The organism is Persephonella marina EX-H1 (genome assembly GCF_000021565.1).
Classification (GTDB): Bacteria; Aquificota; Aquificia; order Aquificales; family Hydrogenothermaceae; genus Persephonella; species Persephonella marina.
The window spans coordinates 1,386,989-1,413,233 of the sequence record NC_012440.1 but is presented as its reverse complement, the minus strand read 5'-3'; the positions used below and the strand labels follow the sequence as shown (position 1 = coordinate 1,413,233).

At 38.1% G+C, this 26,245-nt stretch carries 24 protein-coding genes; 13 read left to right on the top strand and 11 right to left on the bottom strand.

Features of this window, described 5'->3' with window-relative positions; genetic code table 11:
• Positions 1–1,464 carry a cysteine--tRNA ligase gene (cysS, locus tag PERMA_RS07305; protein WP_012675842.1) on the bottom strand — a complete coding sequence of 488 codons (1,464 nt, stop codon included), beginning with the start codon at positions 1,462–1,464 and terminating at the stop codon, positions 1–3.
• A gap of 88 nt (positions 1,465–1,552) precedes the next feature.
• On the opposite strand from cysS, the gene PERMA_RS07300 reads away from it, so the two are divergent.
• Genes PERMA_RS07300 through PERMA_RS07290 form a run of 3 tightly spaced genes read left to right on the top strand, consistent with a single transcriptional unit; the run spans position 1,553 to position 5,575 of the window.
• On the top strand, positions 1,553–2,035 hold the full coding sequence (locus tag PERMA_RS07300; RefSeq protein WP_012676324.1) for a BCAM0308 family protein: 483 nt from the start codon (positions 1,553–1,555) through the stop codon (positions 2,033–2,035).
• Positions 1,999–4,014 (top strand): hydantoinase/oxoprolinase family protein, encoded by a 2,016-nt coding sequence (locus PERMA_RS07295; protein WP_238527220.1) that lies wholly within the window; start codon positions 1,999–2,001, stop codon positions 4,012–4,014. Before PERMA_RS07300 ends, PERMA_RS07295 begins: the two co-directional genes overlap by 37 nt.
• Before the next feature lies 1 nt (position 4,015).
• Positions 4,016–5,575, top strand: a complete 1,560-nt coding sequence (locus tag PERMA_RS07290) for a hydantoinase B/oxoprolinase family protein (protein WP_041530911.1) — start codon at positions 4,016–4,018, stop codon at positions 5,573–5,575.
• On the opposite strand, the gene PERMA_RS07285 is transcribed toward PERMA_RS07290, so the two are convergent.
• On the bottom strand, positions 5,572–6,138 hold the full coding sequence (locus PERMA_RS07285; RefSeq protein ID WP_012676957.1) for a peptidylprolyl isomerase: 567 nt from the start codon (positions 6,136–6,138) through the stop codon (positions 5,572–5,574). The two genes, PERMA_RS07290 and PERMA_RS07285, sit on opposite strands and share 4 nt — an antisense overlap.
• 71 nt (positions 6,139–6,209) lie before the next feature.
• Between PERMA_RS07285 and radC the strand changes: the two genes are divergently transcribed.
• Positions 6,210–6,899, top strand: a complete 690-nt coding sequence (radC, locus tag PERMA_RS07280; protein ID WP_012676703.1) for a RadC family protein — start codon at positions 6,210–6,212, stop codon at positions 6,897–6,899.
• Here the strand turns inward: radC and fabZ are convergent, their stop codons facing one another.
• The 3 genes from fabZ to PERMA_RS07265 are packed head-to-tail and all read right to left on the bottom strand — an operon-like array spanning position 6,900 to position 9,031.
• Entirely contained in the window at positions 6,900–7,355 is a 456-nt protein-coding gene (gene fabZ, locus PERMA_RS07275) for a 3-hydroxyacyl-ACP dehydratase FabZ (protein WP_012676751.1), read from the bottom strand. It lies immediately after the preceding gene.
• Between the two features lie 48 nt (positions 7,356–7,403).
• Positions 7,404–8,255 (bottom strand): UbiA-like polyprenyltransferase, encoded by an 852-nt coding sequence (locus tag PERMA_RS07270; protein ID WP_012675676.1) that lies wholly within the window; start codon positions 8,253–8,255, stop codon positions 7,404–7,406.
• Positions 8,252–9,031 (bottom strand): HAD-IIA family hydrolase, encoded by a 780-nt coding sequence (locus PERMA_RS07265; protein ID WP_012676516.1) that lies wholly within the window; start codon positions 9,029–9,031, stop codon positions 8,252–8,254. Before PERMA_RS07265 ends, PERMA_RS07270 begins: the two co-directional genes overlap by 4 nt.
• Before the next feature lie 69 nt (positions 9,032–9,100).
• On the opposite strand from PERMA_RS07265, the gene PERMA_RS07260 reads away from it, so the two are divergent.
• From PERMA_RS07260 to PERMA_RS07250, 3 genes are read left to right on the top strand one after another with little or no spacing between them, the layout of a single operon-like run.
• Positions 9,101–10,510 (top strand): Do family serine endopeptidase, encoded by a 1,410-nt coding sequence (locus PERMA_RS07260; protein ID WP_015898952.1) that lies wholly within the window; start codon positions 9,101–9,103, stop codon positions 10,508–10,510.
• Between the two features lie 4 nt (positions 10,511–10,514).
• Positions 10,515–11,138 carry a nicotinate (nicotinamide) nucleotide adenylyltransferase gene (gene nadD, locus PERMA_RS07255; protein WP_012676030.1) on the top strand — a complete coding sequence of 208 codons (624 nt, stop codon included), beginning with the start codon at positions 10,515–10,517 and terminating at the stop codon, positions 11,136–11,138.
• Positions 11,139–11,142: 4 nt separating this feature from the next.
• Positions 11,143–11,415, top strand: a complete 273-nt coding sequence (locus PERMA_RS07250; protein ID WP_012676341.1) for an ATP-dependent Clp protease adaptor ClpS — start codon at positions 11,143–11,145, stop codon at positions 11,413–11,415.
• Between the two features lie 168 nt (positions 11,416–11,583).
• Here PERMA_RS07250 and PERMA_RS07245 read toward each other — a convergent pair whose 3' ends face one another.
• The 6 genes from PERMA_RS07245 to PERMA_RS07220 all read right to left on the bottom strand — a co-directional run bounded on the left by PERMA_RS07245 (position 11,584) and on the right by PERMA_RS07220 (position 18,905).
• Positions 11,584–13,008 carry an NAD(P)/FAD-dependent oxidoreductase gene (locus tag PERMA_RS07245; RefSeq protein WP_012675208.1) on the bottom strand — a complete coding sequence of 475 codons (1,425 nt, stop codon included), beginning with the start codon at positions 13,006–13,008 and terminating at the stop codon, positions 11,584–11,586.
• A gap of 198 nt (positions 13,009–13,206) precedes the next feature.
• Positions 13,207–14,187 carry a cytochrome c3 family protein gene (locus PERMA_RS07240; protein WP_012676526.1) on the bottom strand — a complete coding sequence of 327 codons (981 nt, stop codon included), beginning with the start codon at positions 14,185–14,187 and terminating at the stop codon, positions 13,207–13,209.
• A 16-nt stretch (positions 14,188–14,203) separates the two neighbouring features.
• Complete coding sequence (locus tag PERMA_RS10555; protein WP_012676906.1) at positions 14,204–15,316, bottom strand: cytochrome c3 family protein; 1,113 nt, start codon at positions 15,314–15,316, stop codon at positions 14,204–14,206.
• Between the two features lie 19 nt (positions 15,317–15,335).
• Positions 15,336–16,940: a cytochrome c3 family protein gene (locus PERMA_RS07230; protein ID WP_015898852.1), complete on the bottom strand. Its 1,605-nt coding sequence runs from the start codon at positions 16,938–16,940 to the stop codon at positions 15,336–15,338.
• An 11-nt stretch (positions 16,941–16,951) separates the two neighbouring features.
• Positions 16,952–17,692 carry a cytochrome c3 family protein gene (locus tag PERMA_RS07225; protein ID WP_012676352.1) on the bottom strand — a complete coding sequence of 247 codons (741 nt, stop codon included), beginning with the start codon at positions 17,690–17,692 and terminating at the stop codon, positions 16,952–16,954.
• A 49-nt stretch (positions 17,693–17,741) separates the two neighbouring features.
• Positions 17,742–18,905, bottom strand: coding sequence for a cytochrome c3 family protein (locus PERMA_RS07220; RefSeq protein WP_012676558.1), 1,164 nt, complete (start codon positions 18,903–18,905; stop codon positions 17,742–17,744).
• Between the two features lie 290 nt (positions 18,906–19,195).
• On the opposite strand from PERMA_RS07220, the gene PERMA_RS07215 reads away from it, so the two are divergent.
• From PERMA_RS07215 to PERMA_RS07190, 6 genes are read left to right on the top strand one after another with little or no spacing between them, the layout of a single operon-like run.
• A complete protein-coding gene (locus PERMA_RS07215) occupies positions 19,196–19,951 on the top strand; it encodes a cytochrome c3 family protein (protein WP_012675836.1) in 756 nt (251 codons plus the stop codon).
• Entirely contained in the window at positions 19,936–21,069 is a 1,134-nt protein-coding gene (locus tag PERMA_RS07210; protein WP_012676224.1) for a 6-bladed beta-propeller, read from the top strand. Before PERMA_RS07215 ends, PERMA_RS07210 begins: the two co-directional genes overlap by 16 nt.
• An 8-nt stretch (positions 21,070–21,077) precedes the next feature.
• Positions 21,078–21,665 (top strand): cytochrome c3 family protein, encoded by a 588-nt coding sequence (locus PERMA_RS07205; RefSeq protein WP_012675274.1) that lies wholly within the window; start codon positions 21,078–21,080, stop codon positions 21,663–21,665.
• Complete coding sequence (locus tag PERMA_RS07200; RefSeq protein WP_012676163.1) at positions 21,655–22,662, top strand: 6-bladed beta-propeller; 1,008 nt, start codon at positions 21,655–21,657, stop codon at positions 22,660–22,662. The genes PERMA_RS07205 and PERMA_RS07200 overlap by 11 nt, the downstream gene beginning before the upstream one ends.
• Complete coding sequence (locus PERMA_RS07195) at positions 22,662–23,639, top strand: peptidylprolyl isomerase (protein ID WP_015898890.1); 978 nt, start codon at positions 22,662–22,664, stop codon at positions 23,637–23,639. Before PERMA_RS07200 ends, PERMA_RS07195 begins: the two co-directional genes overlap by 1 nt.
• 10 nt (positions 23,640–23,649) lie before the next feature.
• On the top strand, positions 23,650–26,244 hold the full coding sequence (locus PERMA_RS07190; RefSeq protein WP_012675831.1) for an SPOR domain-containing protein: 2,595 nt from the start codon (positions 23,650–23,652) through the stop codon (positions 26,242–26,244).
• Position 26,245: the final 1 nt, after the last annotated feature.

Genomic DNA, 26,245 nt, shown 5'->3' with positions numbered 1-26,245 from the left:
TCACTTTTTCTTCCATTTTGTTCCTACAGGTGTGTCCTCAATAACGATGCCAAGCTGTGAAAGTTTTTCCCTTATGTAGTCAGCTATCTCAAACTGCTTTTCCTTCCTGGCCTTATTTCTTACTTCTATCAGTGCCTCAACAAGCTGAGTATCTATCTTTTCCTCAGCCTTCTCTACCTTTATCTCCTCAACCTCAATACATGGCTGGAGGCTGTCAAAAAGACCAAATATCTCCTTACCTATGCTGTGTAAAACATCTGAGGCCTCCTTATAAGACTCAAGGGCTTTTTTTGAGATCCCTCCACTTTTAACAGCTTTATCTCTGAGAATGTTCATCTCTCTAACAAGAGTAAAAAGTGATGCTAAAGCTTCAGGCGTATTAAAATCGTCACTCATAGCAGCGTAAAATCCCTGCTCAGCTTTTGCTATCTCATCATAAAGATGCTCATCAAAATCAGGATTCTCCGGAAGTTTTTTGAGTATCTCGTACTCATCTATTGCACCTTTGAGCCTTTCATAAGCCTTTTTAGTTTCTTCCATCTTTTCCCAGCTGAAATCAAGTGGACTTCTGTAGTGAACTGAGAGGACAAGTAGTCTCAGGACATCAGGATCATACTTTGAGTATATCTCCTTAAGTGTTATATAGTTTCCAAGAGATTTTGACATCTTCTGACCGTTTACGGTAACAAGTCCATTGTGTATCCAGTATCTTGCGAAAGGTTTGTCTGATAAAGCCTCAGCCTGTGCAAGCTCATTCTCATGGTGAGGGAATGTAAGATCAAGACCACCACCGTGAATATCTATCGTCTCTCCAAGATGTTTAAATATCATCGCACAGCATTCTGTATGCCATCCAGGTCTTCCCTTTCCCCATGGTGAATCCCATGCAGGTTCTCCTGCCTTTGATGCCTTCCATAATGCAAAATCAAGAGGATCTCTTTTCTTCTCACCTGGCTCAACCCTCGCACCTGCTATAAGCTCATCAACACTTCTTTTTGAGAGCTTACCGTACTCCTTAAACTTTCTGACGGAGAAATAAACATCTCCCTCTACTTCGTAAGCGTAACCTTTATCAATAAGCCTCTGTATAAAATCTATAATATCCGGAATGTGCGTTGTAACCCTCGGCTCAACATCAGCAGGCTCTATACGGAAGTTTTCAGCATCCTGAAAGTACTCTTTTATATATCTGTCAGCTATAACTGTAAATGGGAGACACTCATTTTTTGCTCTGTTTATTATCTTGTCATCAACATCCGTGAAGTTTCTGACAAAGTAAACGTTGTATCCTAAATATCTGAGGTATCTTCTTATAACATCAAAAACGATAAGACTTCTCCCATGCCCTACATGGTTAACATCGTAAACTGTTACACCACAGGTGTATATCTTTACCTCACCCGGTTTTATAGGAACAAACTCCTCCTTTTTTCCTGTTAGAGTGTTGTAAACTTTAAGACTCATTTTCCCACCTCTTGAGTAAGGTTTTATTGATATAATTGTAACCTATTTTTATATTAATTAAGGCATAATAGTGCTAAGGAGGGTTCCGATGGGAAAGAGTATCAGAAAGGACAGACTGATAAAGGAGTACATTCACGATCCTTACTTTACAAAGGAGAAGTACCACGATCCATCTGTATGTAAAAAGTGTGGTGTTGTTTTTCACGACGGTATATTTGAATGGATTGAGCCAGTTCCGGAGAATGCTGAAAGTATAGTATGTCCGGCATGTAGAAGAATAGAGGACAGGTATGAAGGTGGGTATGTTGTTCTGGAAGGTGAGTTTCTTAAAGAACATAAAGACGAGATCATCAATCTTATAAAAAATACAGAAGAGGAGGAGATGGCTTACAGACCTCTGGAAAGAATTATTGAGATAAAAGAGGAAGACGGGAAGATTGTAGTGACAACAACCTATGAACATCTTGCAAGAAGAATAGGTGAGGCTGTTCACAGAGCTTATAAGGGAGATCTGATAATTCAGTATCCAGAAGGATGGAAGTACGCGAGGGTTCACTGGGTAAGAAATTAGAAAAGATGGTAGTGATCGGTGTAGATACAGGAGGAACATTTACCGATATCGTCTATAAAGAGGGAGATAGATGGGGTATATACAAACTGCTATCAACCCCATCAAACCCTGCAGAGGCCGTTTTAGAAGGAATAGAAAAGGTAGCAGGAGGAAAGAAAAGGTATATAATTCACGGCTCAACCGTTGCGACAAACGCAATACTTGAGAGGAAAGGTTCAAAAACCGCATTTGTAACAAATAAAGGCTTTGAAGATATCATCTTTATAGGAAGACAGAACAGAAAGGAGCTTTACAACCTACATTACAGAAGGAAGGAGTCTATAGTTCCGGAAGATCTAAGATTCGGTATAGACTGCCGTGTAAACTCAAAAGGGGAGATAGTAAAGGATATATCTGAGGAAGAGATAGATGAACTGATAAAAAAACTTAAGGAAAGTTCCGTCCAGTCTGTTGCTGTCTGCTTTTTATTCTCTTTTCTAAATCCAGAACATGAGAAAACACTGAAAGAAAAGCTGTCAGATCATTTCTATGTATCCATATCATCACAGATACTTCCAGAGTTCAGGGAGTATGAGAGATCATCAACGGTTGTTTTAAACAGCTACGTCATGCCTGTTATGGACAGGTATATATCACATCTTGAGGAGAATATATCAGAGGATGACAGACTTTTAATAATGCAGTCAAACGGTGGATCAATATCACCAAAAAAGGCAAAAGAAGAATCTGTAAGAACGATTCTTTCTGGACCTGCAGGAGGTGTTGTTGGTGCATTTCAGCTTGGAAAGATGGCAGGTTATGAAAAGATCATAACTTTTGATATGGGAGGAACATCTACAGATGTATCACTTTTAGATGGGAGCATACCATTTACAACAGATTATGAGATAACAGATCTTCCTGTTAAAGTTCCTGTTATAGACATACATACAGTTGGAGCGGGAGGAGGATCTATAGCTTACATAGATGAAGGTGGATCACTCAATGTAGGACCTGAAAGTGCAGGAGCAGATCCGGGACCTGTATGTTACGGAAAAGGGGAAAGGATCACAGTCACAGATGCAAATCTTTTCCTGAACAGACTTATTCCTGAGATGTTCTTAGGTGGGAATATGAGGATATACCCCGAAAGGGTGGAAGATCTCATGAAAAAACTGTCATCTGAAACAGGTCTTGATCCTTACGAGACAGCAGAAGGTATACTTACAGTTGCAAATATAAAGATGGAAGATGCTATAAGAAAGATATCAATAGAGAGAGGTTACGATCCAAAAGAGTTTTCCCTTTTCTCATTCGGTGGTGCTGGTGGACTGCACGCATCATTCCTTGCAAGATCACTTGGCATACCAGAGGTGATAATACCTGTTAATCCAGGTGTTCTTTCAGCATTTGGGATGTTAATGTCAGATGTTATAAAGGATTACTCCCTTACAGTGATGTCCATTTATTCTGAAAGCATCATCCCACATCTTGAGGAGGTTATAAAAACTTTAAAAGAAAAGGCTTTTAAGGATCTTATGGAAGAAGGGTTTGATAGTAAAGATATAATCACGGAAAGCCTGTTAGATATGAGATACAAAGGTCAGTCTTATGAGCTTATTGTTCCGTACGGGGATAGTATAGATAAAAGATTTCACGAGACACACAGAAAGTACTACGGGTACAGCAGGGAAGATACAGATATAGAGATAGTAAATGTAAGATTAAGAGCATACGGTATCACTGAAAAGCCTTCTCTGAAAAAGATAGAAAAAGGTGATAAAAGGATAGACAGAGAAGCCATCCTCGGTTACAGGGATGTTTACTTCAACGGAAAATATATAAGAACAGCTGTTATACAGAGGGAAAAACTGAAAGCCGGAAATATTATAGATACCCCTTCTATTATCGTTGAGTATTCATCAACGGTAGTAATACCGGAGTTTGCCTCAGGGTATGTGGATGATTTTGGGAATATAATTCTGAGTGTTGAGGGGTAGTATGGAGATAAACCCTGTAATGCTTGAAGTATTCAAGAATAAGCTTTCAGCTATAGCAGAGGAGATGGGGGTTATACTCCAGAAAACAGCATTCTCACCTAACATAAAGGAGAGAAAGGATTTCTCCTGTGCCATATTTGACAGAGAGGGTTGTCTTATATCACAGGCGGCTCATATCCCCGTCCATCTTGGGTCTATGTCAGCATCAGTTAAATCAGCTATAGAAAACTGCTCATTTGATGAAGGGGATATGGTTATACTGAATGATCCATATATGGGTGGAACACACCTTCCTGACATAACAGTGATAGCCCCTGTTTTTATAGATAAGAGTCTTAAATTTTTTGTCGCAAATAGAGCACACCATGCGGATATTGGGGGAGTCTCCGCCGGATCAATGCCTGTCTCAACCTCAATATTTCAGGAAGGTTTAGTTATACCACCTGTCAAGCTTGTTAAAAGGGGAGAGATAGATAAGGAAATAATTAATATTATAAAGGGTAATGTGAGAACACCTGAAGAGAGGGAAGGGGATTTTTATGCACAGATAATGGCTAATATAACAGGGATAAAAAGAATAGAAGAGCTGGTTAAAAGATACTCCCTATCCACTGTTGAGTTTTATATGGAAAAGCTCCTTGAGTACTCTGAAAAGATTATGAGAAAGAGAATAAAGGATATTCCTGACGGTATCTATACATTTGAGGATTATATGGAGGATGATGGGGTTGGAAACAGGGATATAAAGATCAGCCTTAAACTTGAGATAAATGATGATCAGGCTTTTCTTGATTTTTCCGATTCAGATCCTCAGGTGAACGGCAGTATAAACGCTGTCAGATCTATAACACTCTCATCTGTTTTTTATGTGTTCAGATCATTAATCAGGGAGAACATCCCGACAAATGACGGCTGTTTCAGGCCTATAAAGGTAATAACAAAAAAAGGGACTGTTGTTGATGCTACGCCACCCTCAGCTGTTTCAGCTGGAAATGTTGAAACATCACAGAGGATTGTGGATGTTGTCCTCGGTGCGTTATCAAAAGCATTGCCTGAATTCATACCTTCAGCAAGTCAGGGAAGTATGAACAATATAACCATAGGTGGGAAGGATCCAGACACGAACAAAGAGTTTACATACTACGAGACGATAGGTGGTGGAATGGGAGCCTTTGCAGGTGGTGATGGTGAAAGTGCGATCCAGTCACATATGACAAACACACTTAACACACCCATTGAAGCCCTTGAGTATGCTTATCCGTTCATGGTCACACAGTACTCTGTAAGGAAAAACTCAGGTGGAGAGGGGCTTTTCAGAGGTGGAGACGGTATCATAAGAGAGATAAAGCTATTAACAGATGCTGAAGTTACTGTAATATCAGAAAGAAGAAGAATACCGCCGTATGGACTTTTTGGCGGAAAGCCAGGAGAGGTAGGGAGAAATTATATAATCACAGAGAAAGGTAAGATACTGAAAGAAGGTAAGTTCTCAGTTAAAATGAAAAAAGGTGACAGGATAAGGATAGAGACCCCCGGTGGAGGGGGATACGGTAAACCTTAAGGCTTTTCTATCTTAACAGATTTTATAACTACAGGCTCAACAGGAACATCTCTGAAATAACCAACTGTGGTCGTTCTTACCATTGATATCTTATCAACAACATCCATTCCCTTTATAACCTTCCCGAAAACTGTGTATCCCCATTTCTGTGGTGTTCTTCCATAATCAAGAAACGTGTTGTCCTTAAGGTTTATATAAAACTGGGATGTTGCACTGTGTGGATCCTGTGTTCTGGCCATTGCGATAGTTCCCCTTAAGTTGGAAAGACCGTTGTCAGACTCATTAACAACAGGTTTATGTGTAGGTTCTTTATACTTCATTCCGGGATAAAATCCACCGCCCTGTATAACAAATCCAGGTATCACCCTGTGGAATATAAGCCCGTTGTAAAAACCTTCCTTTACATATCTTAAAAAGTTCTCAACAGTCTTAGGTGCCTTATCAGGATAGAGCTCAATATAGATATCGCCGTAGTTTGTCTCCATTTTAACAACAGGATTTTCACCTGCGTTAACTGAGAGAAAGGAAAAAAGTGTGAACAGAACAACAGCAAAAAATCTCATAACAGCCTCCTTTTGAATTTTTTTATTTTTCAATTAAAATGTATTGAAATTATATAACAGTAAGGTATGGAATGAACTTTAAGAAGTACATATACAGAAAGAAAATTAAGGATCTTCCGGAAGATCTTCTGCCAAGGGAAAAAGCTCTAAAGTACGGGATATCCTCACTTTCAGATATTGAACTTCTTGCATTATCCTTAGGACAGGGAACAAAGGATCTTAATGTTTTAGGTCTTGCTGATCTAATACTGAAGAACAGAAAGCTGAAGGATCTGAAAGATCTAAAAATAGAGGATCTCACAAAAATAAAGGGTATAGGTAAAGCAAAAGCATTACAGATACTGTCCATAGGGGAGATAATAAAAAGGGTTGAGGAGGATGAAGAGAGCATCATCTTTGAAAAACCTTCAGACGTTTTCAAACATATAAAATGGCTTTCAAAAGAAAAACAGGAAAAGATGTTAGTTCTGTACACAAACACGATGAACCAGCTCCTTGGTGAGGAAATTGTAGCTGTAGGATCTTTAAATATTGTTAATATAAAACCGAGGGATATCTTTATTCCTGCTTTAAGATACAACGCCTACGGGATAATACTCGTTCACAATCATCCAGAAGGATCCCCTGAGCCTTCTAAGGAAGATATAAAATTCACAGGACTTATAAAAGATCTATCAATAAAGATGGGTTTTGAACTTTTAGACCATATAATAGTAGGGAAGAAAGGTTATTTCTCTTTCAGCTCAGAAGGACTTATATGATCAGCTTTTTTTCAGGGCTGCCATAAGAACTGCTTCACACACAACGTTACCATCAACAGTTGCCACAGCTTTTATCTTCCCCATACTCTTCTTTATGTTCAGTCCTTCCACCTCAAATATGATCTGATCTCCCGGTACAACGGGCTTTCTGAACTTTGCGTTCTCTATACCTGCAAAAAGAACTGTAAAGTCTCCCTCTATACCTTCAGCCCTTGCCTTCTGTATCATAAGATATGCACCTGCCTGAGCCATTGCCTCTATAATGAGTACACCTGGCATAACGGGGAACTCAGGAAAATGCCCGTTAAAAAACTCCTCATTTACAGTTACATTTTTTAGAGCCTTTACCTTAAGGTTTTCAAGATCAAGCTCAAGTATCCTGTCTAAAAGTAAAAATGGGTATCTATGGGGTAGAATCTTTTTTATCTCCAAAACATCCGTGAAGTTAGCTGACATCCTTTTCCTCCACTTTTCTGTCTGTTGACCTTATTATATATGAAAAATTCACAGGTATATATCTGTAATTACAAAAACCATATAAAGAACACTTACATAACCGTTGACAGTAAAGAATGCCACATTTATCTTAGAAAGGTCATTCTCCTTTATAAGTGAGTGTTCGTATACTAGGAATCCTGTCAGGACTATAAGGCCGAAGAAATATACACTCCCAAGATCAGCATAAATCCCCGTTAGAACAAGGAAAACAAAAGTTAAGAAATGAAAAATCCTTGCAAAGATTATAGCTCTCTTTATTCCAAACCTTGCAGGGATTGAGTGAACACCAACCTTCCTATCAAACTCTACATCCTGTAGAGCATAAAAAATATCAAATCCTGCAACCCAAAAAGCCATACCAAGACCAAGAAAGATCATTGAGATCTCAACTGTTCCTTTAAGTGCAACTGAAACAGCAACAGGAATAATGAAATAAACAGCCCCAAGTATTAGGTGAACAAAGTTAGTAAACCTCTTGCCGAGGGGATAGATTATAAGAAGAAGTATCGCTATAGGAGAAAGATAAAAGGCGAGTTTATTAAGCTGGTATGCTGAGAAAACAAGAATACCAGATGATACGATCGCAAGGGCCAATATCTCTCCAGCCTTTACAGCACCTGTAACAGAGACCCAGTTTTTACTTCTCGGGTTCAATCTGTCAAAAGGAAGATCAAAAAATCTGTTAAATGCCATTCCTGCTGTTCTGCCTGCAATGGCTGCAACCAAAATCCAGAAGACCTTTTCAAGATCAGGAAGTCCCTTTTCAAGTATGAATACAGATGCAAGAACAAAAGGGATCGCAAATATCGTGTGCTCAAATTTTACTAAGTTTGCATAAAGTTTTAACTTCTGTATCAATCTGCTCCCATAAACTCCGTTATCTCTTTAAGAGAGTTAAATATATAATCAGGTTCAAAATCTTTGATATCCTCAACCCTGTATTTTCCTGTTGTTATAAAAATAGTTGTAAGTCCAATAGATCCGTAACCTTTCAGATCAACGAACAGATCATCACTTATTATACCAAGTTTCTCAACAGGTTTTCCCAGACTTCTGAATATAACATCATTGTAAAGATCGCTCATCTTTCCAAAATGCTCAAAATCTGTATTACACGCATATGCAAACATCTTTGCTACTGATCCCACACCGGGAAAGAGCATCCCATCATCATCCTGCGATATCAGATTTCTGTTGAGTGCATAAATCTTTGCGTTAAATCTTTTCACAGCTGTCGTAACCACCTTTAATTTATGAAAGTTCAGACTTTTATCCATACCAATAACAACAGCCTCAACATTCTCATCATCCTTAACATCAAAACCTTTTTCCTTAAAGTAATCCTTAAGCGTTTGAGCCCCAATTATGTATAAACTTTTAATCCCTTTTTCCTTAAGAACTTCTGGAGCTACAGACAGAGGGGAGACTATATCATCATCATTTATATCCAGCCCTTTTTCTCTCAGTATTGAGGCTATCTGTGAAGGTGGTCTCCTTGAGTTGTTAGTTGCTATCTTAAAAGGTATATTATTCTTATGAAGGAATTCTATAAACAAAGGAGCATCCTCAAAAATGTTAAGCTCACCGTCCTTTACAAGTACCCCATCAAGATCAACAAGAAGTCCCTCAATCAATGAACACTCCTTCACTAAAATTTCACATTACAGTTATATTATTAAAACAAAAAATACGGAGGAAATTAAATGTTAAAGAAACATCTAATCCTGATTTTTACATCCCTAATGATCTTTAACATATCTTTTGCTTCCACTCTTATGCGCCAGATAGAAGAGGAAAGGATAAAGTTAGTTGAGAATGTATCCCCTGGTGTTGCTACCGTTTTTACCATAAGAGAAGTAAAGATGGTAAATCCTTTTGCAGGAACACCTTTCGGTGATTTTTTCGGGTTTCCAGATGAGAGAGAGTTTACACAGAGACAGGAAGGACTTGGCTCAGCATTTATCGTAAAGATAGACAAAAAGAAGAAGCTTGTTTACCTTCTTACAAACAACCATGTTATAGAGAATGCCACAAACATTAAAGTCAGATTCAAGAACAACAAGGTTATAGAGGCTAAGGTTATAGGTAAGGACAAGCTGAGCGACCTTGCTGTTATAGCTGTTCCTTTCAAAAAAGGTATAGATAAGTACGCTGAGAAGCATATTCTCAAGCTTGGAGACTCTGATAAACTCAGGGTAGGTGCAACAGTTATCGCTATCGGAAGTCCACTTGGACTTTCCGGAACTGTAACTATGGGTATCGTCTCAGCCTTAGACAGAGCGATTGAGGGACATCCAGGTGAGGGCTTTATCCAGACGGATGCAGCGATAAATCCTGGAAACTCAGGCGGACCATTAATAAACCTTGAAGGTGAGGTTGTTGGTATAAATACAGCCATAATAGCAGGTGCACAGGGTCTTGGATTTGCTGTTCCTATAAACCAGGCAAAATGGGTTATGAACCAGATTCTTAAATATGGAAAAGTAAAAAGAAGTAAGATAGGCGTGATCATACAGCCTCTAACACCTGAACTTGCTGAACATTTTGGTGTTGATAAAGGTGTTTTAGTTTCCCAGGTGATGGAGGACGGTCCTGCTAAAAAAGCTGGTATAAAATCAGGTGATATTATTGTTGCTGTTAATGGAAAAGAGGTTGAGGATATAAACGATCTACAGAAGCTTATTATGAGAAACCCACCGGGAACTGAGGTTACCGTAACGGTTATAAGAAACGGAAGAAAAATTGATATAAAAGTTAAGACAGTTCCGTGGGAAGAGACAGTTTCTGTTGAAAATATGGAAGAGATGGAGGCAAAATACGGGCTGATCGTTCAGGATATAACACCTGAGATGGTTGAGAAATACAGAATTCCAAAAATCCCATACGGTGTTTTTGTCTACGGTGTCAAGTACGGTTCTGTAGCAGATGAGGCAGGTCTCAGAAGTGGAGATATCATCCTCTCAGTAAACAGAAAGCCTGTTAAATCAGCAAATGAGTTCTGGAATATTATCAAGAAGGCTGAAGCAGCAGATAAAGAGACTGTTCTTCTGTTTGTACAGAGAGGAAATTCCAAAATATACACAGTTCTACCTATACTGAAGGGTAAAGATTAAACAGATGATAGCCCTTTACGGTGGAAGTTTTGATCCTGTACATATAGGGCATCTAAGGATAGCTGAGGATATAAGGGAGTTCTTCTCCCTTTCTAAAATAATATTTATCCCGGCTTACCATTCCCCTTTGAAACCTGAATGCAGAGCCTCAGCAGAAGACAGAATAGAGATGCTGAGGCTTTCTTTAAGATATAACAGTTATTTTGAGATAGACGATCTTGAGATAAAGAGAAAGGGAAAGTCCTACACCATAGATACTGTAAAAGTCTACAGGGAAAAAACAGGATACTATCCATCATTTATTGTTGGAACTGATGCATTTTTAACACTTAAAAGATGGAAAGACCCTGAAAAACTACTTGAAAGCTGTAGTTTTATAGTTGTTGGGAGGGGAAAAGACACGAAGGATCAGGTAAACAGATTCTTAAAGGAAAACTTCCAGAAGACTATAACCGAAAGTCAGATTATAGAAAAAGAAAAGACAGCTGTTTATTTCTATGATACAAGAAGAATTGATATATCCTCAACAGAGATAAGACAGAGAGTCAAAGAGAACAGATCAATAAAGTATCTTGTACTTCCTGAGGTTGAGGAGTATATTTTTAAGAAAAAACTGTACAGAGGTTAGGTCTATGGGTATAGGTTTTGAGGTTGAAGTTGAAAAGGACGTTCAGACCTATATACCTGCAAAAGTTGTTGTTTACAATGACGACTGGCACACCTTTGAAGAGGTGATCTACCAGATAATGAAAGCTATAAAATGTGATCTTGAAACAGCCCAAAACCTTACCTGGGAGATTCACACAAAAGGAAAAGCCGTTGTTTATGAAGGTGATTTTGAGGAAGCGTTAAAGGTGGCAAATATACTGGAAGAGATAGACCTTTCTGTTGAGATAATTCTTTAAAAAAAGCCCCCTTGAGGGGGCCTTCAATCAGTGAGCTTTCTTAACTAACTTCCAGAACTGGAGTCCAAGTGCAATAAATCTGAAAGCCTGAACTATAAGATTTTTTCTTACTTTCCACATTTTATCCATAAGTTGCTGTTTATTCATCCTTCAAACCTCCATCAATTTTTAAGGTATAAGCTTCCATCCAGGCTTAGCCTGTAGTTTATAGAGGAATGCATGGTGGAGCATAGCTTTAAACCATGCACCTGCAAGACCTACCTCAGCTATACACAGATCAAGATCTCTTCCGTACTCTGGGTATTTAGCTCTGTTTCTTGCAACAGGGTATATAGCTATAGTTGCAGCCTCACCAGAAGTTGGATGGTTTTTCATAGAAGCTACGCATAAACCAGGTGTTTCAGCCATTGAAGCTGTGTGGGAAGGCTCTCTACCCTCAATAAGATCAACTATATTTAGAGCTGCTGCTCTTCCTGACAGCTCTGAAGTATAACCAGTTCTTGGTGGTGTAGGTCCGATCGGAGTTCCATCTGGTGCCTTCGCAGGTTTTGATAAAGGACCTGGAGGTGCAAATGCTATCCCTGCCGCAAACACGTTTTTGTAGATAGGGTTCTGGTATGTTTTAGGCCAGTCAGGACCATCAAGCTCCTCATAAGGTTTACCGTAGTTAGCATCAACCTTAACAAATCCAGCAGGGTTACACATCTTCTCTGTTATATCGTTTCCATCTTTATCTATCCATTTTATAGGCTGTGCTTTGAATGGAGGTATAAGCATAGCAAAATCAAAATCAAACTCCTTCTCTTCACCATCAAGATTTAATGTGTAAACCTTACCCTGCTCAACTTTTTTAACATGAGATTTAATCTCCCATTTAATACCGTACTGTTCAAATACATATCTGACCATATCTTCAGATGTAAAGATATTTCCTTTATACTTCATCTCTAAACCGTCAATACCAAAATCACCGAGAGCAGGTTCGTTTGATATCCAGAGAAGTTCAGCCTTATCCCTTAAACCTCTATCCACAAGATCGTTATGGATGTTACAGATATACTCAAAAGCTGCTCCCTGACATGTACACATACCGTGACCTGTTCCTACAATAATCTTTACCTTCTCACCTTTCTCCATTCTGCTGACAAGATCAAGATAAGCTGAAGCTGCCTGTGTTGCGTGAGGAGGTGTACAGATAGACTGTGTATACCCGTTTTCCGGACCTAACCCTTCAGTAGCAGCAAAATTTAAGTAAGGTCCTGTTGCGATAATAACATAATCATAGCTCACATTCTGTGTCTCACCGTTAGGGAGCTGAGCAACAACATACTGATCATCAGGATGTACCTCTGTAACCGTTCCATGAATGTAATTGATCCCCACTTTGTCGTAAACAGGTTTCAGGTCAAACTGTGTCTCTTCAGCTGTCATCTGCCCTATTCCTACCCAGACTAGAGAAGGAATGTAGGTAAACTTAGGAACACGACTGATGACAGTAATTTCATGATTGCCCTTTCCTTTCAGGGCATCCTGAAGAACAAGTGCGGCGTAATGGCCTGCAAATCCTGCCCCTACGATTACTACCTTCGCCATATTCTTTTCCTCCAAAAATGATTTTATAATATAAATATATAAGCAAAAATTAATTAGTGAATATTTACTAAATATTATGACAAATTAATAATAAGTCCAAACATACTCGGTTAACAAGCACTAACTTACTGTCTGGTCTGTAAATCTGATTCTGGACTTATATATAATGGATCGGAAAGAATATGTATCTGATTTAGCTTATTTTTTATGACACATCAGACATATATACCTGTCACCTGTATAATCGTTGTTGAAAAAGAATTTGTAGTTTGACCCATGGGGATTATGACAGCTTGAACATACCAGCTCTCTTCCAGGTCTGGATGGATCCGGTCTTCCTTTAGTTGGATGTGACTTTCCGTAAACAAAGCCGGCAACAACGTGAACACCCGATGCTTTCTCACTGTGGCAGGATGTACATAGATTCCATATAGGCTTTTTAACAAAAAACAGATTATCTGATGAGTGGGGGTTATGGCATATATTACACTGACCTGTTGATGTTGGGCCGTGAATATACTTTTTATTCCACCATACTTTCTTTCTAAACTCATGACAGGAAAAACATGTATCAGCTATAGGAAATGGTGTCTCATACCTTTCATAACTTTTACCTTCATCAATATGGCAGTAATTACAAACATAGTTTGCAGAAGGAGCATGCACTCTGGCTCTTGATGTTAAAACCTTATGACAGCTGTAACATGGTGAAGATTCAGGGGATGGTGGAATCACCTCAGGTTTCAGAGAACGCATATCATGACATTTTGAACATTTATTCTCATTCTCTTTTTGATGAAAAGCTACTTCCTCATAAATGTAAGGTGGTTCTTCAGCTTCTTTATATATCGGAGAATAGAGAAAGACGGATACCTCTTTCTCCCCCTCAATACCATCTGATGAATAATAGATCACCTTTATTTTGTTCTCTCCAGGTCTTATCTTCACAGATTTACAGAAAGTATCTCTGTCTTTACTTATCTTTATTTTGTACTCCCTCGCACCATTTACATTTATTAATATATGGGAACCTTTTTTTACCTCATCCTGTGAGAGTCTGACAGATACGGAGGCAAACTCCTCCTGATATATATCCTTATCTAAAGGCGATAAAATCTCAATCGCATTAGATGCTGAAAAAATCACAAATACCAGTAAAATAACTAAAAGTCTTGTCATCTTGTCTCCCCTGAAATTACTTCTTATGACACATATTACACAATGTTTTAAACTCTTTTACAAGCATATAGTTATTATCTGATGAATGCGGTTCATGACAGCTTATACAGGACAGTTCCCTCTCCTGTTTAGGATCAGAAGGATCCTTATATCCTTTTGTAGGGTGAGGTTTCCCAAGAAATGTAAATGCGATATGGCCTCTTAAAATTTTATCCTCATGGCATGTTGTACAGAGGTACCATACAGGTTTTCTCAAAAAGTACCTATAAGGTGAAGCATGTGGATTATGGCATTTGTCACACATACCGGCAACTACAGGATCGTGATGGAATTTCTTCTCATCCCACTCTTTAAGTTTTTTCTTATGACAAGTATAACACAGTTCACCCTGAGGTTCAGGATACACATACTTAGATTTTCCTTCAAGCCTTTTATTTAACCTTCCTGTTTTTCCTGTATGACAGGTTGTTGCACACAGCCAGTTTCTTGCAGGTGCATGTTTGTACTCATATTTCGTCATCAACTTTTTATGACAGGGATAACAGTTAGATTTTGTAACATCTTCAAAAGCAACACCTTTTATCTCATTAACTGTCATATCATGACACTCTACACATACTATCTCATTCTCATCCTTGTGGAAGAAGATCTCCTTATACTTGGGAGGTGGATATTTGTATGCTCTGAGAACAGGAGATGCAAGATATATCTCTACAACCTTCTTTACCTTTTTACCGTCTTTTGTATATCCGATAACCTGAATGAGATTTTTCCCATATCTGAGGTTTATACTTTTACAGTAAGTATCCCTGTCTTTCTTTATCTTTATATGATGTACCTCTTTTCTTTTTTTGTCTTTGTATAGAAGAGTTTCCTCAGCATCAAGTTTGAATATCTGGTATGTTGTTATAACCTCTATCTTCTTAACCCTTTTCTGATCAATCTTTATTACTATTGAGGCGGTATCCTCATAATGGATACTGTTGTCGTACGGCTGTATTATCTCTATAGGATCCTTACTTTCTGTCTTTAAATGTAATGGAATACGTATAACCTTATCCTCCTTACCGTATACGGTTAAGCTCGAAAAAAATAAAAGCAGTCCTATAAATCCAATTAATCTTCCCATTTCACTCAGTCCACAAGTATTATTTAAACTCCTGTCTTATAGCACCGATATTTTTAACAGGTTTTAACCTATCATATTTGAACTCATCATGACAGGCAGGAGCACATGAACCACCTGTTTTCGTTTTCTTATATCTTATAGGGAAAAGTATTCCGTTAAACTCTGTATACTTTCCTATAAGTGTAGGCCATTTTGAAGCATGTGGATCGTGACATGCTATACATGTTCTTCCTTTTTTACCCTGTGTATGGATAAAATGAAGATTCAGCTCACCATTTCTAAAGTTAGTTGCCTTAACGGTTATCCTTTCTGTAAATCTCTCTTTTTCCTTGTGACAGCTGAAGCACATCATATCTCCAAACTTTGAACCTTCAAGATAGAACTCTTTTGTGAAGAACTTCTTAAGTATGTATGGATACTTAGAACCGTGTGGGTTATGGCAGGCAGCACAGCCTCCTCTCTTCTCAACCTCTTTTATAGGTTTGTGCCAGTATTTATTTTCTCTAAGATGTTTTGCCATATTTATAAGAAGCTCTCCAGTTTCTTCCTTTTTAACTTCCTCATCGTGACATTCAAGACATACCTTAGGCTGGGGTTCTTTAAGCATTCCTTTATTATTTGATCCGTGAATATTGTGGCAGTTAGCACACTTATCCTCATCATAAACGGCGTTGTGTTGAACTTTAACAACTTTGAGGAAAGGAATAAGATCAATCTTTTTCTTAACTTTTGGATCTTTTACCTTTGAGTGACAGTCAAGACAGAAATCTTTTCTCCAGTCAAGTTTTGTAAGTAAGAGTTTTTTATAGTTTGAAGTGTGAGGGTCGTGACAGTTGAGACAGTTTTTATCAACAGGTTTATGTTTGTACTTAACCTTGATATTTACAACCTTCTTAATCTTTAACTTTTTGGCTTTTTTAGGATCGTGACATGAAACACATAACAGTGGAACTGTTGGGGCTTTAAGTAATCTTTTAGTATCGCTCTGGTGAGGATCATGACAGCTTAAACATTTCCCCTCTTTAACAGGTTTGTGGTCATACTTTTTTATATATCTCTCTTTATGACATGAGTAACAGAGATCCTCTATTGTCCTCTTTGTCAGAACATACTTTTTACCAACCTTTATAACCTTTCCATGTTCATCAACCTCGTGACATATAGCACAGGCTCCCATCTTAAAAGGTTTATGTAAGACCTTCTTTAGAGGGAGGAGTTCCTTAGGATATTCCTCAATAGGTAGAGGCTTCATTATCTTTTTAGGTTTTGGAGCTTTTGCAATCTTTACCTTTTTCTTTTCTAATTTTTTGAGTTCCTTTTCTATCTTTTCCTCTTCCTTTATTCTTTCCTTCTCCTCCTCTGGAAGTTCAAGTTCAGAGAGTTCTATCTCTTCACCATGCTCTTCTATATGAACCACACCATATATATCCCCTGGATGATGTTTTTCAAAAAATAGATTGTGAACTATATTTTTCAGAACCATAGCCGTTTTTTGAGGAATCCTCTTCTGCCACAGATAATATCCACCCCCTGCAAACACGATGATGGTTCCAAATAGAATGATACCTATTATTAATTTCTTTGACTTAAAAACTTTAGTTAGCATCCCTTTTAATTTTTCCATCTTGAGCCTCTCTAATGTTTACCGGAGTTATGCTTATTTTCTGATTTTTCTTCTTTTTCAAGCTCTTTTACTGATTCTTCTATAAGTTTTTCTGATTCTTCAATCAGTTTTTCTTCTGGTGGTGGCGGTGGTAAATATTTACCTAAATCTTTATGACCTACATGTTTATGACAGTCTACACAGTGGGCCTTATCCTTCTCATGACCTATCCTGACCACAAGTTTTCCAGAAAAGTATGCCTTATGCGCTATAAATGCTTTCTTCTTTTTCATTGTTGCAGCAAGAAGGTTCTCATGACAGTGAAGGCATCCTGAATCGTAAACAAAGTATCTTCTGTGTTCCCTTTTTTCATGCCAGTTTACCTTACTTGGATCACCAAAAACCATTACCTTAAAATCGTGTAGACCGACCTGAACCTTTCTTACAAGGTATCCGATTATACTGTCGTGAGGAAGATGACAGTCAGTACAGTGTGCCACAAACCCACTTCTTCCCCAACCACCATGCGTATCCTTTGAATAGGCTTTATACATAGGTTGCATTGGGTGACATGACTTACAGAACTGGGCACCACCTGTCAGTTTAACGGCATATACAACTATGTAGGCTATTACAAGCCCAATAACAACACCTGCAACAAGTAAAGAAACCCCGATTAAAAAACCTTTCTTTCCTGCCTTTTTCTCTCCACCTATCTCGTTCTCTTCGTGGGTTTCTTCCAGTCTGCCATCATCTTTCTTTTCATTCCCCATCCTTCCGTCCTCACATATATTATATAGGGGCATAAGCCCCTATTTATCCCTATCTCTTGTTGATTACAGGATTTTCTCTATCGTAATACCTCCTTGGGTGACACATAGGAGCACATGAACCACCTGTTTTAGTAGGTATGTATCTTAAAGGTGCTTTTATCTTTCCAAACTTCATATACTTTCTAATATGGTGAGGTGTATCTCTTGTTGCGTGCCAGTCATGGCAGGCTCTACATGTTCTACCCTTTTTCTGGTTAACATGAACATAATGGAGGTTTACCTCTCCATTTCTGAAGTTCGTTGCTGTTGTTGTGAGAACTTCAGTAAATCTTTCCGTTTCGTGACACATAAAACATATGTACTTGTTAATATTAAAGCTGGCATAGAATGTCTCAGGGAATGGAAGTTTTAGCATTCTGAAGTTGTCTGAACCGTGGGGGTTATGACACATTGCACAGTCACCCCACTGTATAGGCCCGTGCCAGTCAGGATTTTCATCAAGATGCTTTTTCATATTCATTAATGTAACCCCATCCTCTTCCCTCTTCAGCTCTTTGTTATGACATGTTAAACACACATCCATAGCCGTCGGTTTTCTGAGGAACTTCTCATTCTCAGATGAGTGTGGATCGTGACAGTTCAGACATCTATCTTTTATCTTTATAGCACCGTGTTTATTCTTTACCTTTTCAACCCATTCCTTTTTATCAGCATGACATGATACACATAGATCAAACCTTCTATCTGCAAACAGTCTGTACCTATGATTCTCCTGGTGAGGATCGTGACAGTTAATACACTGATCCTTAACAGGTGGATGCATATATGGTTTTGATAAAAACTGTTTTTTCTTATCTTCGTGACATGCGAAACAGAGATCATTAACAGAGTCTGCTTTCAGAAGTCTCATTGTATCTGACTGGTGAGGATCGTGACAGGCTGTACACATACCTGCAGCTATCGGCCCGTGAACTCTGGTTTTCGTATCCTTCCTTTCATGACACATATAACACAGATCAGGAGGTTCCTGGGAAAGAGCGTACTTATTACCGTCCTTCTCCACGTGACAGAGCGTACAATCACCGATCTCAAAAGGTGGGTGTAGAACTCTTTTTTCCGGCACGATAGGTGGTTTTTCCTCCTGAGTTTTTCCCTGCTCTGCTGCTGCGTAACCAAAAATAAAAAGGGCTAAAAAATAAAAAATGGTTTTCATCGTAGCCACCCCTTATTTCATATATTATTGTTTCTTAGTTTATAACTAAACATTGATATAGGTCAATAATTATTATATTGAATATTAGTATCATATAAAGTATATTTAATCATAGTAATGCTTGACTTTTCAAACTTTAAATGATATTAATTATTAGTATGTTTTTAGAATAGGAATCAAAATGGTAACTCTCACGATTTTTTCATGAAAATAGGATAGATTTAGTGGTGAAGAGTAGAGAGAGGAAAGGCGAGGCCATTTAAATTTAAGAATGAAGGGAGGTAGTAGAGATGAAAAAGCTTGTCTACGCAGGCATTGTAGCTGCGGTAGGGCTCTCAGTGAGCAGTTCAATGGCTCTTATCGCAGGATCAAAGCATGATCTGAGCAACACTGCGAACAAAATCCGTGCTGCAAACCCAGCAGATGTTAACAACGAGATCTGTGTGTTCTGTCATACTCCTCACGGATCTAACCAGTCATTCGTTGGTGCTCCACTCTGGAACAAAGCTATTGACACAACAGTAACTTACCAGGTTTACGGTGGAGGACAGACAACAGGTGGAACAACTGTAGGACAGCCAGGTGACGTTTCAAGAGCATGTCTCTCATGTCACGACGGTGTTAACGCTATCAACTCAATCATAAACCTGCCTGGTTCAGGTGGATGGAACTCAGCAGGTAACCTTATTGCATTCACAGTAGACAACGGAACTACTACAATACCAGCTGGAACAGCTGCTACAATGCCATCAGGTATTACGCAGATCGGAACTGACCTCAGAAACGACCACCCAGTAGGTGTTCTTTACAGAGGTGATGAGGCAAGCCCACCAGCTTCACTTGTTCCAACAACAACAGCACTTCCATCAGGATTTGTTATAGCTGGAGATAAGGACGGAAATCCAGGACCTACAGTTGGTGACCTTCTCAGAGCAGGAAAGATTGAGTGTGTATCATGTCACGATCCTCACCTTGGTGAGAACCCAACATTCCTCAGACTTGCGAATACTGGTAGCCAGCTCTGTTTAACATGTCACGCAAAATAAACTATAAGTACTTAATCTTACTGACGATTGGGCTGATTTTATACTCATGTGGGGCCGCGAAGAAACCTCAGAAGGTTGAGAAGATCTTCTGGCCCCTCCCCCCTGAAGAACCAAGAATACTCTATCTTGGTAGCTACCACGGGGAATCTGATTTCAAGGGTAAAAGTGCCCTTGATGTTCTGTTAGGTGAACCAGATAAGGATGTTCCCAGAAACCTAATAAAACCCTACGGTGTAGCAGGCAGGTTCGGTAAGATATTCGCAGGTGATACTGTGACCGCGGTAGTATTCGTTATTGATCCAAAAAACAAGAAAGTCTCTTTCATCGGCGACAAGCCGATGGGTAAACTCAGAATTCCTGTAGGAATTGATGTAGACAAAACCGGAAAAGTTTATGTTGCTGACGCAAAACAACAGAGGGTTTTTGTCTACGATATAAAAGGAAAACTGATCACAACGATTGGCGAGCCTGAAGGACCCGGTTTACTCCAGAGACCTGCAGGTATAGCTCTAAATGAAAAGTTAGGACGTATATATGTTGTTGATGTTCTTGATCACAGGGTTAAGGTTTACTCCCTAAAAGATGGAAGATTTCTTTTCTCCTTTGGAAAAAGAGGTAAAGAGGAAGGTCAGTTTAACTTCCCTACAAACATAGCAATAGATAGAAGAAACGGCAATATTGCTGTTGTTGATACTATGAATTTCAGAGTTCAGATCTTCACCCCTGAAGGTGAGTTTATAAGATCTTTCGGCAAACTGGGCGTTGTTCCAGGGACATTTGCCAGACCAAAAGGTGTTGGCATAGACAGTGAAGGTCATATTTATGTGGCAGATGCTGCGTTTAACAATATACAGATATTTGACGACAAAGGAAGATTATTACTGTTCATAGGAAAGTTTGGTTTTGGTCCTGGAGAGTTTAATCTCCCAGCAGGACTATACGTTGACAGGTCAGACAAACTTTATGTTGCAGACTCTATGAACAAAAGGATACAGGTATTCCAGTATCTAAGTGAAAGATGGAAGAAAAAATACCCTGAAAAATACAGAGAAATCAAAAGCTACAAACCTTCAAAAAAATTAAAGGCAGAAACCGAAACAAAATCTGAGAAAAAGTAGGAACTGCAATGTTCTTTTTTTATTTAATAGTTTTTTTGTCTTTTTCAGCTTCATTATATGCCGGTATTGAGGATACTAAACATAATCTTGCAGAGCACAACGGAAGACTTTTAAACCCAAATGTTGAAGGGTCACAGTTAGCCCTCTGTATATGGTGTCACACATTAAACATTAACACCTCCTTCGTGGAAGTAGAATTCAAATGGGATCCACAAAAACCTGTAGAAAACTTTACGATTTACGGTCAGTCTAAAAAGAAAAAGATTCTGAAAGAGATGCTACCTGCATCTTTAGCATGTCTAACATGTCACGATGGTGCAAATGCACCAAATATAACATTTGGAAGAGCATCAACAGGTGTCAGTGTACACAGTCATCCTGTATTTGTTGTTTACAGACCAGGTACATATTACTTAAAGCCATTTAACAGCCCATTAATTGGATGGGGAAAGAAAAACTTTGTAGGAGATCTTGTTAAAGATTACAACGGCAGGATACAGTGTGGAAGCTGTCACGATCCACACTCAACAAACAAACTTTTCCTGAGACACCCTAATAAAGGTAGTATGTTCTGTATGGGATGCCATGAATTATAAAAATATTTTTCTATGCTTATTTATAGGTCTGTTTATATTTGAGAGGGCGAAAGCCCAGACTTTATATTTTCCTGAGCCAAGACCTGGTGTTGAGGTAAGGATTAAATACTTAGGCCAGATTCCTGATATATCCAGAGAGAGTGAAAGTAACTTTCTGGATTTTCTTTTCGGCGAGAAAAAAGAACTGGAACTACCTGATTATCTTGGCAAACCTTACGGTGTTGTTGCTGTTGGGAGTACTGTATTTTTTACCGATACAGCCCATGCTCTTATTTACTCCTATAACTTAAAAACTAAGAAATTAAAAGATCTTCACTTTCCTATACCCTTTGAACTGCCTATGGGGATCACATTTTCAAAAAAGAAAAGAATTCTATACATCTCGGATGCGAAACTACAGAAAGTTTTTGGGTTTAATACGAAAGGACAGCTTGTGGTTGCGATAGGAAGGAAAGGTGAGTTTAAAAAACCTGTCGGTCTTGCGGTTGATGATGATCTGAACAGGCTGTATGTGGTTGATACCTTTGATCACAGAATAAAGGTTTATGATCTTGATGGAAACTACCTTTTCGGTTTTGGAAGAAGAGGGGACGGACCAGGTGAGTTTAACTACCCAACAAATATATTCGTAAACAAGAACAACAGCAACATATATATTACCGATACACAGCTTTTCAGAATTCAGGTTTTTACAAAAGATTTTGAGCATATTCTTACTATTGGCGGAATTGGAGATCTTCCTGGAAGATTTGCAAGACCTAAAGGAATAGCTGTTGATAGTGATGGTAATATATACGTAGTTGACGCTGCATTCAATAACTTTCAGATATTTTCATCTGAAGGAGATCTACTGTACTATATAGGAGGCCCTGGATTTGGACCTGCAGAATTCCTTTTACCTGCCGGAATTTATATTGATGAAAAAGACAGAATTTTTGTTGTTGATTCATTAAATAAAAGGATACAGATATTCAAGTATCTTAAAAAGGAGAAATAATGTTCAAGGTAATAATCTTTCTTTTAGGCTTAATAACATCCGTTTATGCATATGAAGGATTTGGATGGAATATAGATCCATCCACAAAAAATAAAGTTGTTGCAAAGGTAGGAGATGTTGAGATTACAGAGATGGAAGTTCAGAGAATGATGAAAATTCTTCTACCTATGAACTTTTATCACAGGAATATAACTGAGGAAAAACTTAAAGAGATAAGGGAAAAAGCAATCCAGAATCTCATATACAGGGAACTTCTATATTATGAAGCAAAGAAGAAAGGATTAAAAGTGACGGAAAAAGAGATCAATAATCTTATGGATCAGCTGATAAAGCAGTACAAATCAAAAGAGAATCTTGAAAAACTTTTAAAACAGACCGGTCTTACGATTGAGGGATTTAAAAAAGAGCTGGAAAAAAGGCTTTTAGTTGATAAACTCATCAAAAAGTATGCAATAGTATCTTTAACCGATAAAGACCTTAAAGAGTACTATGAAAAAAACAAAGATAAATTCAAAGAACCTGCCTCCGTAAAAGTAAGATACATATATATCAAGGTTGATCCCTCCGATCCGAAAGGAAGGGAGAAAGCCAGAGAAAAGGCAAAGAAAGCATATAAGGAGATAAAAGAAGGAAAAGATTTTGGTGATGTAGCTTACAGATACTCAGATGATCTGAGCAGGATAAAAGGTGGAGATATAGGTTACGTTCACAAGGGAAGATTTCCAAAACAGATTGAGGAAGAGATATATAAACTTGATGTTGGACAGGTCAGTAAAATAATTGAGACTGATACTGGGCTTCATATAGTGAAGATTGAGGATAAAAGACCTCCAAGACTTGTTCCTTATGAGGAAATAAAAGATAAGCTGAAAAAAGAACTTACAGAGGTAATGCAGGAAAGAAAGTTTAATGAACTTATAAAAGATGCCAAGAAAAACCTGAAGGTAGAGATCTACGAGGATAAAAAAGATTCCTGAGAGAAGAAAGATGAAAAGAAGGTATTTAATTACCGCTTTAGTATCGGTTGCGACCTTAGCAAGTATTGGTATTCTCTCTGAGTACAGTATAGATTTTGAAACATTTGAAGACTACAATGAGGCTAAAAAATATATTGAAAAACTACCACCTGTATTCAAGGATAATTTAGATCTTGTAAAACAGGAAGATGGTAAGTACTCTTTGAGATATTCAGTTTTTAAAGAAAACATACCTAAAGGATCTTTACCCCTTGGATTAAAAGTTGCATCAGCCCAGAGTGAAAGCCAGGTATTTCAGGCAAAAGAGGAGTATCTCTACTCACTTCAGTTGGCCTCTTTCAAAAGAGAGGAAAATGCAAGAAAATTCCTTGAGAAGTTACCTCCAGAAATAAAAGAAAATACCTTCATATACAAAACAAACAGTGGTTATTACACCGTAAGATACGGTCTTTTTGACAGCTATAAGTTAATCAAAGAGGTTCAGAAAACATTTCCTTACGAAAGTATACTTGTTAAATCTTTAATATCAAAGGTTTCAGACTACTTGAAAAAGGAAGAGAAAAAGGAAGAAAAGTTAGCTGAAAAACAGCCAGAAGAAAAAAAATCCGAAGAAAAGGTTGAAGCTGCAGTGCCCGTAGTTCCTCCACCTGTTTCTGAAAAACCTTCAGTAACTCCCCCAGCTGTTGCAAAAACTGAAGGAGAGATTGAGAAAGTACCAGAAGCTGCCCCTGAAAAACCAGTCGTAGAAGAAGAAAAACTTATAGAAGAGATCCAGCAGATACCAGAAGAGAAGGAAAAAGTTCAGCAGCCAGAACTGGTTTCTGAAAAAGAACTTGAAGACACATCTTCACTGGATATTACAGAGTTTGAAGAAGAGGAAGAACTCACACTTTTTGAGGAAGAAAAAGTAGAGATCCCTCTTTACAAAAAGATACTTGGCGGACTGCTGTTCATACCTGCGTATATGTGGACCCACAAACAGAGAGGATTCTGGGGAAAGATTGAGTTTACGTATAAGAAAGAAAATTATAAAGATCAGTACAGGAAAACAACAAGAGATTCCTTCAAACAGTATTATGAGCTCAATTATGATGGTTATGTTTACAGCCCAAGATTAGCCACATACAGGCTTGGTGTCAGCTTTATGAAAGAAGACTCAACACTAAAAACAGATGAGTACAAAAGTGACTCTACATCTAAACTTTGGGGATACAATATAGATATAAGCTTGCTCAAAAGCTCTCCATTTCCAGTAAACATATTTGCTAAAAGGACACAGTCTCCGCTATGGTACACATATTACGACAGAACTTCATACGTTGAAAGGAAAACGGACAGTTACGGTATATTTGGTAGCTTTAACTTTGTAAAATCGCGGATCAGTTACGGTTACAAAAACACAAAGGCTAACTCTGTTGGTATAGATTTTGAAGAGTACAGGAAAACAAAAGAGTATATGGTTTCATACGGAAAAACAAACACCAACAGCTCAATAAATATCACATTACAGAAAAATATTGATGACTATACCCAGAAATATCTGACCATAAACTCATTTAGAGATGTTTATCAGGATATAAACAATATCAAATTTGATTACAACCTCAGACCTTCAAAGACAGCGAACTTAAGAGCGTATGCCAGATACTACAGCAACAGCTATACAGACCTGAAAGATTATACAGGGAATATTAATTTTAACTGGATGCCTTCAGAAAAACTGTATTCCAGCGTTTCTTTAAACTTAAGCAGAAACGAGAGTATCTACTCAGATATAACATACCTGACATTTAATGAGAATATAAGCTACACAATAAATGAAAACTGGAATTTAACACACAACCTTCTCCTGTTTGTATCAAGAGGATCAGATGCAGATATAAATCTCCTCAACACAGGTGCAAATCTTAATTACAGCAAGCAGGTTTCAGAAACGTTAAATATCTTTGGAGGTGTGGGAGTAACAGGCCAGATTGAAACAAATAGAATAGAAAGATACGGTGGAACATTAAGTTTAAACGGAGGTCTCAGTAAAAAATTCTCGTTCCTTGATTCACAGTTTCTGATATCCGGTTCTGGATCAAAGTATAGATCAAGTAAGGATGATCGGAATGATACGTACTCAATAACCGAAAGGTTAACATCCCAATTAAGCAAAAATATGAAATTTGATCACTACACCACATACTACTATCAGGACAGCAGATACTACGTTAAGGATAAAGAATTTACTACCACATCTTACGAAAATATAGAAACCTCAAATGCGATAAGATACCACTCTAAACTTGGATGGAAGGGTGTTTTTGGCTCCGGTATTGGATTTAAATACTATAAAGGTAAAAACAGGAAGGAGAGATTTTATCCATTCGGAAACTTAAACCTTACCTACAAATTTACAAAGAGACTTCTATACAAATTCAGCATAGATGTTTACAGAGACACGTATTACAACAAAAATTACGCTGTAGCCAAAACAGGAATTGACTACAGAATAAGAAGTTTATACTTTAACTGGGATCTGCAGTACTTCTATGAAGACAGTGATTACTACGGAAAAAGAAGAAACTATGTAACTTACTTTAAAGTCTACAGACCCTTTTAAC

Bases quoted from the DNA above. Each gene is read 5' to 3' on its own strand.
- cysS (WP_012675842.1), bottom strand. From the start codon at position 1,464: ATGAGTCTTAAAGTTTACAACACTCTAACAGGAAAAAAGGAGGAGTTT.
- PERMA_RS07300 (WP_012676324.1), top strand. From the start codon at position 1,553: ATGGGAAAGAGTATCAGAAAGGACAGACTGATAAAGGAGTACATTCAC.
- PERMA_RS07295 (WP_238527220.1), top strand. From the start codon at position 1,999: ATGGAAGTACGCGAGGGTTCACTGGGTAAGAAATTAGAAAAGATGGTA.
- PERMA_RS07290 (WP_041530911.1), top strand. From the start codon at position 4,016: ATGGAGATAAACCCTGTAATGCTTGAAGTATTCAAGAATAAGCTTTCA.
- PERMA_RS07285 (WP_012676957.1), bottom strand. From the start codon at position 6,138: ATGAGATTTTTTGCTGTTGTTCTGTTCACACTTTTTTCCTTTCTCTCA.
- radC (WP_012676703.1), top strand. From the start codon at position 6,210: ATGAACTTTAAGAAGTACATATACAGAAAGAAAATTAAGGATCTTCCG.
- fabZ (WP_012676751.1), bottom strand. From the start codon at position 7,355: ATGTCAGCTAACTTCACGGATGTTTTGGAGATAAAAAAGATTCTACCC.
- PERMA_RS07260 (WP_015898952.1), top strand. From the start codon at position 9,101: ATGTTAAAGAAACATCTAATCCTGATTTTTACATCCCTAATGATCTTT.
- nadD (WP_012676030.1), top strand. From the start codon at position 10,515: ATGATAGCCCTTTACGGTGGAAGTTTTGATCCTGTACATATAGGGCAT.
- PERMA_RS07250 (WP_012676341.1), top strand. From the start codon at position 11,143: ATGGGTATAGGTTTTGAGGTTGAAGTTGAAAAGGACGTTCAGACCTAT.
- PERMA_RS07245 (WP_012675208.1), bottom strand. From the start codon at position 13,008: ATGGCGAAGGTAGTAATCGTAGGGGCAGGATTTGCAGGCCATTACGCC.
- PERMA_RS07240 (WP_012676526.1), bottom strand. From the start codon at position 14,187: ATGACAAGACTTTTAGTTATTTTACTGGTATTTGTGATTTTTTCAGCA.
- PERMA_RS10555 (WP_012676906.1), bottom strand. From the start codon at position 15,316: ATGGGAAGATTAATTGGATTTATAGGACTGCTTTTATTTTTTTCGAGC.
- PERMA_RS07230 (WP_015898852.1), bottom strand. From the start codon at position 16,940: ATGGAAAAATTAAAAGGGATGCTAACTAAAGTTTTTAAGTCAAAGAAA.
- PERMA_RS07225 (WP_012676352.1), bottom strand. From the start codon at position 17,692: ATGGGGAATGAAAAGAAAGATGATGGCAGACTGGAAGAAACCCACGAA.
- PERMA_RS07220 (WP_012676558.1), bottom strand. From the start codon at position 18,905: ATGAAAACCATTTTTTATTTTTTAGCCCTTTTTATTTTTGGTTACGCA.
- PERMA_RS07215 (WP_012675836.1), top strand. From the start codon at position 19,196: ATGAAAAAGCTTGTCTACGCAGGCATTGTAGCTGCGGTAGGGCTCTCA.
- PERMA_RS07210 (WP_012676224.1), top strand. From the start codon at position 19,936: ATGTCACGCAAAATAAACTATAAGTACTTAATCTTACTGACGATTGGG.
- PERMA_RS07205 (WP_012675274.1), top strand. From the start codon at position 21,078: ATGTTCTTTTTTTATTTAATAGTTTTTTTGTCTTTTTCAGCTTCATTA.
- PERMA_RS07200 (WP_012676163.1), top strand. From the start codon at position 21,655: ATGAATTATAAAAATATTTTTCTATGCTTATTTATAGGTCTGTTTATA.
- PERMA_RS07195 (WP_015898890.1), top strand. From the start codon at position 22,662: ATGTTCAAGGTAATAATCTTTCTTTTAGGCTTAATAACATCCGTTTAT.
- PERMA_RS07190 (WP_012675831.1), top strand. From the start codon at position 23,650: ATGAAAAGAAGGTATTTAATTACCGCTTTAGTATCGGTTGCGACCTTA.